Source organism: Reyranella sp. (assembly GCF_050185545.1).
GTDB lineage: Bacteria > Pseudomonadota > Alphaproteobacteria > Reyranellales > Reyranellaceae > Reyranella.
In genome coordinates, this window is record NZ_JBFWZI010000066.1 from 26253 (window position 1) to 35558 (window position 9306).

The window sequence follows — 9306 nt, forward strand, 5'->3', positions numbered from 1 at the left end:
GTGGCCGGTTGGCCACTTTCACGGTACGCTCGACCCGGTCAATGAAGGAGGTCGCTTATCCGTTCGAGGACGCTGTGCCCGACGGACTGTGGATCACCGGTGGCTAGTCCATCGAGTGCCTTGGCAACCGCACCTTCACGACTGCCGATCGCCGACGCCTCCGCTTGCGGGGGCGTTTCTCTTTTGGCGACAGGCCCGCGGGCTTGTTCCGCGGGCGCCCTGCGGGCTCGCCCGTGGGCGGCTTCCCTCACCTACCGTCCTTGCTCCGGAGTACGCCAATGGCAAAACGCGCCACTCGCCGCGCCAAGCTGCACGCCATCGACACGGGTCGTATTCACAATCTCGTCTTCGAGCCGGCGCCGGCCAACGACCGGGAGCAAAGTTATGTCCGCAAGATCCGGCCGCGCAGCGACAACCAGCGCATCCTGATGGAAGCGATCGAGGCGACCCCGCTCACCATCGCCATGGGCCCGGCGGGGACCGGCAAGACCTACCTGGCCATTTCGGCCGCGGTCGAGGCCCTCGAGGCCGGCAGCGTCTCGCGCATCGTTCTGTCGCGGCCGGCAGTGGAGGCCGGCGAGAACCTCGGCTTCCTGCCCGGCGACATGCGCGAAAAGCTCGACCCCTACCTGCGCCCGCTCTACGACGCCCTGAACGACCGGATGGGCCCCAAGCGCCTGCGCCAGCACCTCGACGACGGGACCATCGAGATCGCTCCCGTGGCCTTCATGCGCGGTCGCACCCTGAACAACAGCTTCGTGCTGATCGACGAGGCACAGAATTGCACCTACGGCCAGCTCAAGATGCTGCTCACCCGGCTCGGCTGGCATTCCACCATGGTCATTACCGGCGATCCCGACCAGACCGACCTGCTGCCCGAGCTCAGCGGCCTGGGTCAGATCGGCCGGAGGCTGGAGGGACTCGACGACGTCGCCGTCGTCCGGCTCACCGACCGGGATGTCGTCCGTCACCCCCTCGTCGGCCGCATGCTGTCGGTACTATAGCGTTCCGGCACGCACCGACTTACCCACCGAACGAAGCGTGGCTGACAATCGGATCAGACCGGGAACATCAGCCACGGCCAGCCCTTTCTGAGAGCTATCCCCAACTCAAAAAGACTTTGAAAGACAATAGGTTAAGGGCGAATTTCGGCTCGACTGCCATCGTGGCCACTTCAAGTCAATACAGTGACGCTGACGCAACAGGCGACCGCCCGATCGCTTGTTCACAGACTTTCCCACACCGACCCGCGGTCGGGTGAGAATGGTTCGGCCTACCCATATAAAGGGCGGCCTCCGACAGGTTCTCCGTGAGCGACGACACCGACATCGAAACCGACCCCAAACCGAGCGAGGGCTCGCTCGCCGACGGCATGCGGATCATCGCCGAGTTCGTGCGCACCCTGCCGCGCAAACCTGGCGTCTACCGCATGATCGCGGCCGACGGCGAGGTGCTCTATGTCGGCAAGGCGCGCTCGCTGCGCAGCCGGGTCGCCGCCTACACCCAGCCGACCCGGCTCGAGATCCGCCTGATGCGCATGGTGTCGGCGACCCGGACCATGGAGTTCGCCATCACCGACAGCGAGGCCGAGGCCCTGCTGCTGGAAAACAACTTGATCAAGCGCTTCCGGCCGCGCTTCAACGTGCTGCTGCGCGACGACAAGTCGTTCCCCTACATCGTCATCCGCCGCGACACCGAATGGCCGCAGCTGGCCAAGCACCGCGGCACGCGCGAGCCGGACAACGAGTATTTCGGCCCGTTCGCCTCGGCCACCGCGGTCAACCGGACGCTCTATGCCCTGCAGCGGGCGTTCCCCCTGCGCTCGTGCTCCGACGGCGTGTTCTCGACCCGCACCCGTCCCTGCCTGCAGTTCCAGATCAAGCGCTGCACGGCGCCCTGCGTCGGCCGCATCGACAGGGCCGAGTACGGCACGATCGTCGACGAAGTGCGCGACTTCCTGGGCGGCCGCAACCGCGAGGTCCAGCAGGCCCTGTCGCAGCGCATGGAGCAGGCCTCGAGCGACCTCGAGTTCGAGCGCGCCGCCGTCCTGCGAGACCGCATTCGCGCCCTGGCGCACATCCAGTCGCACCAGTCGATCAGCCTGCATTCGATCGACGAGGCCGACATTTTCGCCGCGCATGCCGAGGGCGGGCAGGTCTGCGTCCAGGTGTTCTTCCTGCGCGCCGGCCAGAATCTCGGCAACCGGGCCTATTTCCCGGTTCACACCAGGGACCTCGACGAGCCCGCGGTGCTGTCCGCCTTCATCGGCCAGTTCTACGAGGCCCGCCCGGCGCCCCGCCTGATCCTCACCAGCCACGACATCGCCGAGGCCGACCTGCTGGAAAGCGCGCTGGCCATGACGGCCGGCCACAAGGTCGAGATTCGCCATCCCAAGCGTGGCGACCAGAAGGATGCGCTCGACCAGGCGGTGTCCAACGCCCGCGAGGCGCTCGCACGACGCATGGCCGAACGCGGCACGCAGCGCCAGCTGCTCGAGGGCGTGGCCCGCGTGTTCGGGCTCGACGGCCCGCCCGAGCGCATCGAGATCTACGACAACAGCCACATCCAGGGCAGCGCGCCGATCGGCGCCATGGTGGTCGCCGGGCCGGAAGGCTTCATCAAGAACTCCTACCGGAAATTCAACATCAAGACCGAAGGCGCGGCGGGCGACGATTTCGCCATGATGCGCGAGGTGCTGTCGCGGCGCTTCGGCCGGGCGCTGCGCGAGGATCCCGAGCGCACCGAGGAACACTGGCCCGACCTGGTGCTGATCGACGGCGGCCAGGGGCAGCTCGAGGCCGCGCGCGGCGTCCTCATGGAACTCGGCCTGGAGGATATTGCCGTGGTCGGCATTGCCAAGGGCCCCGACCGCGATGCCGGCCGCGAGCGTTTCTTCGCGCCGGGCAAGCCGCCTTTCTCGCTCGAGCCGCGCGATCCGGTGCTCTATTTCCTGCAACGCCTGCGCGACGAAGCGCACCGCTTTGCCATCGGCACGCACCGCACGCGTCGGGCTGCCGACATCACGCGCTCGGCGCTCGACGAGGTGCCCGGCATCGGCGCCGGCCGAAAACGCGCCCTGCTGCACCATTTCGGCAGCGCCCGCGCCGTCGCCATGGCGACGCTCGAGGACATCAAGGCCGTCGACGGCATCTCCGACGCGCTCGCCCAGAAGATCCACGCCCATTTCCGCGGCGAGGGATGAGCGATCATACACTTCGGAGATCTTCCGGACGGCGGGCGTCCCGCCCCCGCATCAGCTCGAGCGGGCGGGACGCCCGCGGGCCGGTAGACCTGTCCGCCGAGGTGACAGGCCCCCACCAAAAGGGGTGTAACGGTCCGTATTGCTCAACCTGCCCAACCGGCTGACGCTGTCGCGCATCGCGGCGATCCCGCTGGTGGTCGCCTGCCTGTGGTTCGACCGCGCCTGGACCCAGTGGCTGGCCATGAGCCTGTTCGTGATCGCCTGTGTGACCGACTGGTTCGACGGGTACTTCGCCCGCCGCTATCACCAGATTTCGCGCCTCGGCCGCTTCCTCGATCCGATCGCCGACAAGCTGCTGGTCGCGGCGACTCTGCTGATGCTGGTCTACAACGGCACGCTGCACGGCATCCACGTGCTGGCTGCCCTGATCATCCTGATGCGCGAGATCCTGGTTTCCGGCTTGCGCGAATTCCTTGCCGAATTGCGTGTCGGCGTGCCGGTGAGCCAGCTTGCAAAATGGAAGACAGGCGCCCAGATGGTCGCCATCGCCTTTCTGCTGCTGCGCGATGTCTCGCCACCGGTCGTCACATCGACCGGGCTGGTGCTGATCTGGATCGCCGCAGGTCTGACCCTGATCACCGGCTACGACTATCTGCGGACGGGATTGCGCCACATGGCGGAGGACCAGCCGACTCCCGGAGGTGCCGAGTGAAGGTCCGCTATTTCGCCTGGATGAAACGCCGCGTCGGCCTCGACGAGGAGGACGTGACTCCGCCGGCGACCGTGGCGACCGTGGCCGATCTCGTCGCCTGGCTGCGCACGCGCAGCCCCGGCCACGCCGAGGCGCTGGCGGAAGGCGCGGCATTCGGCGCCGCCGTCGACCAGCGCACCGCGCCATTCGACGCGCCGATCGCCGGCGCCCGCGAGGTCGCGTTCTTCCCTCCCTTTACCGGCGGGTGATGACATGAGCGTGCGCGTCCAGGAGAGCGACTTCGACGTCGGCGCAGAGCTCGACCAGCTGACCCGGGACAACCGACGGATCGGCGGGCTCGCGGTTTTCGTCGGCCTGGTGCGAGAGCTGCATGTCCGCGAAGGGCTGCATCGCGAGCGTATCGATTCGCTGACGCTCGAGCACTATCCGGGCATGACCGAGAAGGCGCTCGAGGACATCGAGGCCGAAGCCCATCGGCGCTGGCCGCTCGAAGCGACGCTGATCGTCCATCGCTACGGCAGGATGGAAGCGGGCGAACGGATCGTGCTGGTGGCCGTCGGCTCGCCGCACCGCGAGGCCGCTTTCGAGGCCTGCGAGTTCCTGGTCGACTGGCTGAAGACCAAGGCGCCGTTCTGGAAGCTCGAGGAAACACCGGCCGGCGACAAGTGGGTCGACGCCCACGAAGGCGACGACGCGGCGGCCGCGCGCTGGGAGCAGAAGAGCGGCTAGTTTCCTGTGCCGCGCGGAGCGCCATCGGCGACTCCCAGCCAGTAAGCAACTGTCGCGAACATCGTCTTCCGGACCGCGAGCGTCTCGCTCGCTCATGACTTTGAGCGAGCGAGACGCTCGCGGTCCGGAAGACAGGCCTCAGGTCCGGCCTTCGCCCCGCTTCACCGACGTCTGCTTCCTTGGTAGAGTTTCGCAAATCAAGTCGACAACCAACGGGAGTAGACGCTCATGAGCTCATCGGAGAGATTCGAGAGGCGATCAGGCATGTCTCGCCGTGCGCTGGTCGGAGCCGCCGGCGCGACTGCCGCGACCCTGGCGGCAGGAGAGGTCCTCGCGCAGGCGCCGGCCGGGCCGGTTGCACCTCCGTCGACGATCACCACACCACCCCGCGACTTCAGTCGCAGCGGTGCGCCGACCACCTACTTCACCGACCCCGACATCCTCACCGTCGATCCGAGCTTCAATGCGCTCCGGCAGCCCAACACGCCGATCAAGCGGCTGTGGACCGGTGCCATGTGGAACGAAGGGCCGGCCTGGAACGCGCAGGGCCGCTACCTGGTCTGGAGCGACATTCCGAACAACCGGCAACTGCGCTGGCTCGAGGACGATGGCCGGGTCAGCGTGTTCCGCAGCCCGTCCAACAACAGCAACGGCAACACATTCGACTTCCAGGGGCGCCAGCTCTCCTGCGAGCACCTGACCCGGCGCGTCGTGCGTTACGAGCTCGACGGCTCGGCAACGGTGCTGGCGGACGCTTTCGACGGCAAGAAGCTGAACTCACCCAACGATGTCGTGCCGCACCCGGACGGCAGCTACTGGTTCACCGATCCACCCTACGGCGGACAGCTTTACGAAGGCACGACCGACGTGGCGGGCGGCCCGAGCAATGCCGCGGGCAAGATCAACCCGCGACTGGGCCAGCCGCCCGGCATCGGCATGGCCAGGCGCGAGCTGCCGACCAACTGCTATCGCATCGATCCCAGCGGCCGCATCGACCTCGTCGTCACGGAAGAGCAGGTGCCCGATCCCAACGGGCTCTGCTTCTCGCCCGACTACAAGACCCTCTACATCGCCAGCACGGGCAAGGGACCCGGCGACACCGGCCCCGGCGGCAAGGGCGAGGTCTATTCCTTCACCGTGGGATCCGACAACAAGGTGTCCAATCGCAAACTGTTCAGCGATTTCATGATCGACGGCGTCAAATGCGGGCCCGATGGCCTGCGCTGCGACGTCTTCGGCAATCTCTGGATCTCGAGCAATGCCGGCCGGTCGGTCGGCTACAGCGGCGTCACCGTGTGGAACCCGGAAGGCAAGCTGATCGGCCGTATCCGGTTGCCGGAGGTCTGCGGCAACATCTGCTTCGGCGGCCCCAAGCGGAACCGCCTGTTCATGGCGGCGAGCCAGTCGCTCTACGCCGTCTATCTCGCGGTCCAGGGCGCTGCACCGGGCTGAGAGCTTATTCGTCGTCGCGCACGCTCCTTTCATTCTCCTCTCCAGCTTCGCTGGGGAGGTATCCGTGTCATCGCGGACGGAGGGGTCATGAGTCTTCGCTTGGAGCGCGCCACCTGAGGCGGAATAACCTTCGCCGATGTGGCGCTCGTCTTGTGAATCACACACGCCATGAGCGCCACAGTGTGGCGCGCTCCCGGTTCATGACCCCTCCGTCGCCGAAGACGGCGACACCTCCCCAGCTTTGCTCGGGAGGAGAATGAAAGTGCGTGCGCACCCTAAGCACCGGGTATGCGCCTGCAGCCTCCATGGTGCGTCGCGCGAGTTCTGGGTACGCTCGGCGATCGTTTGCGTAACCTTCGAGGAAGCACCCCATGTCCGATCGGCCGATCTCCAGCGACCCCCTCCCCGGCGACGAGCTGGTGACGTACCGCTCGAAGGCAGGGCAGCCCGCGGTCGTGGCGGCGCGTCAGCGCGACCGCGGCGTCGGCCCCTTCAAGCGCCTCGTGCTGCGCGACGCGACAGTGATCGACGGCACCGGCGCACCGCCGATCGGGCCGACCGACATCGTGATCGAGAGCAACCGGATCACGCTCCTGAAGAAGGTGACGGGCAATCTCGCCACTGCCGCCAACCGGCCAGCCGCGGGCGATCACGAGATCGATTGCCGCGGCAAGTGGGTCACGCCGGGTTTCATCGACTGCCACGCCCACGCCGGCGTCGCCTACCATGCGGCCAACGGTTGGGTCCCGCCCGTCGACTATGTCTACAAGCTCTGGCTGGCGCACGGGGTCACCACCGTGCGCGAGATGGGCTCGATGAACGGCCTCGGCTGGATGCTCGACCAGAAGAAGCGGTCGGCGGAAAACAGCATCGCGGCACCCCGCCTGCTTGCCTACGCCTACTTTCCGGCGGTCAACGACATGCTGAAGGTGGTCCATACCCCCGACGAGGGACGGTCCTGGCTGCGCCAGCTCAAGGAGCGCGGCGCAGACGGCGTGAAGTTTTTCGGCGCACCGCCCGCCATCATGGAAGCCGCCCTCGACGAATGCCGCAAGCTCGGTCTCCGCTCGGGCTGTCATCACGCCCAGATGTCCGTCACCCGCATGAACGCCCTCACCACGGCGCGCTGGGGGCTGACGAGCGCCGAGCATTATTACGGGCTGCCCGAATCCCTGTTCGAGGATCGCGTGGTCCAGAACTTCCCGCTCGATTACGACTACAACGACGAGTACTTCCGCTTCTCCGTCTCCGGCCAGATGTTCGAGCAGGGCGCCAAGCCCGGCTCGGCCAAATGGAACGAGGTGCTGGATCGCTTCCTCGAGCTCGGTTTCACGTTCGTGCCGACCTTCACGATCTACGACGCCAATCGCGACCTGATGCGCGCGCGGCAGGCCGACTGGCACAAGGAGTACACCTGGAAGTCGATGTGGGAGTACTTCACCCCGCAGCGCGGCGGGCACGGCTCCTACTGGTATCGCTGGTCGACCCGGAACGAGATCGAGTGGAAGGAGAACTATCGCCTGTGGATGGCGTTCATCAACGAATACAAGAATCGCGGCGGCCGTGTCTGCGCCGGCAGCGACTCGGGCTTCATCTACCAGACCTTCGGCTTCGGCTATATCCGTGAGCTGGAGCTCCTGCAGGAGGCGGGGTTCCATCCGCTCGAGGTCATCCGCTCGGCCACGTCACAGGGCGCGGCCTTGTGCGGGCTGCAGGACGACCTCGGGACATTGGAGGTCGGCAAGTACGCCGACCTGCTGGTGCACGACCACAATCCGCTCACCGACTTCAAGCTGCTTTACGGGACCGGCGCGATGCGCCTCGACGAGGCGACCAACCGTGTCGAATGGCATCGCGGCCTCAAGTACACGATCAAGGACGGCGTGATCTTCGACACCGCCGAGTTGCTCGCCGACGTCCGCGAGCTGGTCAAGGAAACGTGGGCGGAAGACGTCCCGGCCCGGTATCGGCAGCAGCAGCAAGAGGCGGCGCAGTGAACAGGTCTGCGGGTGATGCATCCGGGGGGCCGGAATTCGTCGTGCTGACCGGGTTTCTCGGATCGGGGAAGACCACCCTGCTGCGCGACTTTCTCAGGCTTCCCCAGGGCACCGACACCGCCGTGATCGTGAACGAGGTCGGCGAGATCGGTCTCGACGGTGCGATCCTGCGCGAAAGCGGCACGGGCACACCCATCGCCATGCTGTCGAACGGCTGCATCTGCTGTCAAGCCGGCGGCGACCTCGCCCACACGGTCGAAGCCCTGCTCGCCGTCGAACGGCCGGGCGCCCGGGGTCCGCTGCGCAGGATCATCCTCGAGACCAGCGGGCTTTCGAAGCCGGGACCGGTCCTGCGCCAGCTCGCGAGCCTCGCCGAGCATCGCCTGAGGGTGAGCGTGGTGGCGACGTTCGATGCCAGCTGCGGATTGCGTCCCGCGGCCTTCGAGGAAGCGGCTGCACAATGGGCGGCGGCTCACCGCATCGTCGTCACCAAGGGCGATATTCTCGCCAACGACGCCGCCGACGACGGGGCGCACGCGCGGGCAAAATGCGAAGCCCAGGCACTCAATCCGTTGGCAGAGATCGTGGCGAGCACGTCCCGCGACGAGGCAGCCGCAGCGGCCTTTGCGCCGCTGGCCCGCGCTCTGGCGACGGCTGCATTGCCGCGCGTTGCCACCGCGGCTCCGCATCCGCGCATCGCCGTGCGGCTTGCGCTGCCAGCCGGCGTCATCGGCTACGACGCCCTGGCGGCCTGGCTCGACAATCTCGCCGGTGCCCTGGGCGACCGGCTGTTGCGGCTGAAGGGGCTGATCCGTGTGGCAGAGAGCCCGCGGCCGGTCCTGGTGCAAAGCGTCGGCACCCTGTTCTCGCCCCCGCGTCCGTTCGGCACGCCAGTTTCCGACCTGCCACTCTTTCTCGTCATCATCGCCCGCGACCTCGAGGATGGCGAACTCGAAGCCGTCCAGCCGGTTGACCTTTTCGCCTTCTCGTCCGCGACGCAACCCGGAACCATCGTTCGTGTGGGCTCGCTCCGATCCGCGGCGGTGGAATGGATGTGATAGCCGGCGCGTGCCGAGTTGCCTCATGGCCGAGAACGCGCCACGCCGTGGCGCTCATGGTCTTCTGGACCGCGGGCGTCCCGCCCCCACAAGCATCAAGTCAAGAGCGGGCGGGACGCCCCCGGTCCACAAGATTGCCACCGAGTGGCGCGCACC

8 protein-coding genes are annotated in these 9306 nt (G+C 67.0%); all 8 read left to right on the top strand.

The window, feature by feature from the left end; all coding sequences use genetic code 11:
* Positions 1 to 278: 278 nt before the first annotated feature.
* The 8 genes from AB7O82_RS18665 (at position 279) to AB7O82_RS18700 (ending at position 9150) form a co-directional block, all read left to right on the top strand.
* Complete coding sequence (locus tag AB7O82_RS18665) at positions 279 to 1004, top strand: PhoH family protein (RefSeq protein WP_428544501.1); 726 nt, start codon at positions 279 to 281, stop codon at positions 1002 to 1004.
* Between the two features lie 305 nt (positions 1005 to 1309).
* Positions 1310 to 3202 (top strand): excinuclease ABC subunit UvrC, encoded by a 1893-nt coding sequence (uvrC, locus tag AB7O82_RS18670; protein WP_428547076.1) that lies wholly within the window; start codon positions 1310 to 1312, stop codon positions 3200 to 3202.
* A gap of 139 nt (positions 3203 to 3341) precedes the next feature.
* Positions 3342 to 3914 (top strand): CDP-diacylglycerol--glycerol-3-phosphate 3-phosphatidyltransferase, encoded by a 573-nt coding sequence (gene pgsA, locus AB7O82_RS18675; protein WP_428619924.1) that lies wholly within the window; start codon positions 3342 to 3344, stop codon positions 3912 to 3914.
* Positions 3911 to 4162 carry a molybdopterin converting factor subunit 1 gene (moaD, locus tag AB7O82_RS18680; protein WP_428547070.1) on the top strand — a complete coding sequence of 84 codons (252 nt, stop codon included), beginning with the start codon at positions 3911 to 3913 and terminating at the stop codon, positions 4160 to 4162. The genes pgsA and moaD overlap by 4 nt, the downstream gene beginning before the upstream one ends.
* 4 nt (positions 4163 to 4166) lie before the next feature.
* The gene (locus tag AB7O82_RS18685) at positions 4167 to 4643 is read left to right on the top strand and encodes a molybdenum cofactor biosynthesis protein MoaE (RefSeq protein WP_428547067.1); all 477 of its coding nucleotides are present in this window, start codon (positions 4167 to 4169) and stop codon (positions 4641 to 4643) included.
* A 264-nt stretch (positions 4644 to 4907) separates the two neighbouring features.
* Positions 4908 to 6095: an SMP-30/gluconolactonase/LRE family protein gene (locus tag AB7O82_RS18690; protein ID WP_428547064.1), complete on the top strand. Its 1188-nt coding sequence runs from the start codon at positions 4908 to 4910 to the stop codon at positions 6093 to 6095.
* A gap of 371 nt (positions 6096 to 6466) precedes the next feature.
* Entirely contained in the window at positions 6467 to 8092 is a 1626-nt protein-coding gene (locus AB7O82_RS18695; RefSeq protein WP_428547061.1) for an amidohydrolase family protein, read from the top strand.
* Positions 8089 to 9150, top strand: coding sequence for a CobW family GTP-binding protein (locus AB7O82_RS18700; RefSeq protein WP_428547058.1), 1062 nt, complete (start codon positions 8089 to 8091; stop codon positions 9148 to 9150). Before AB7O82_RS18695 ends, AB7O82_RS18700 begins: the two co-directional genes overlap by 4 nt.
* Positions 9151 to 9306: the final 156 nt, after the last annotated feature.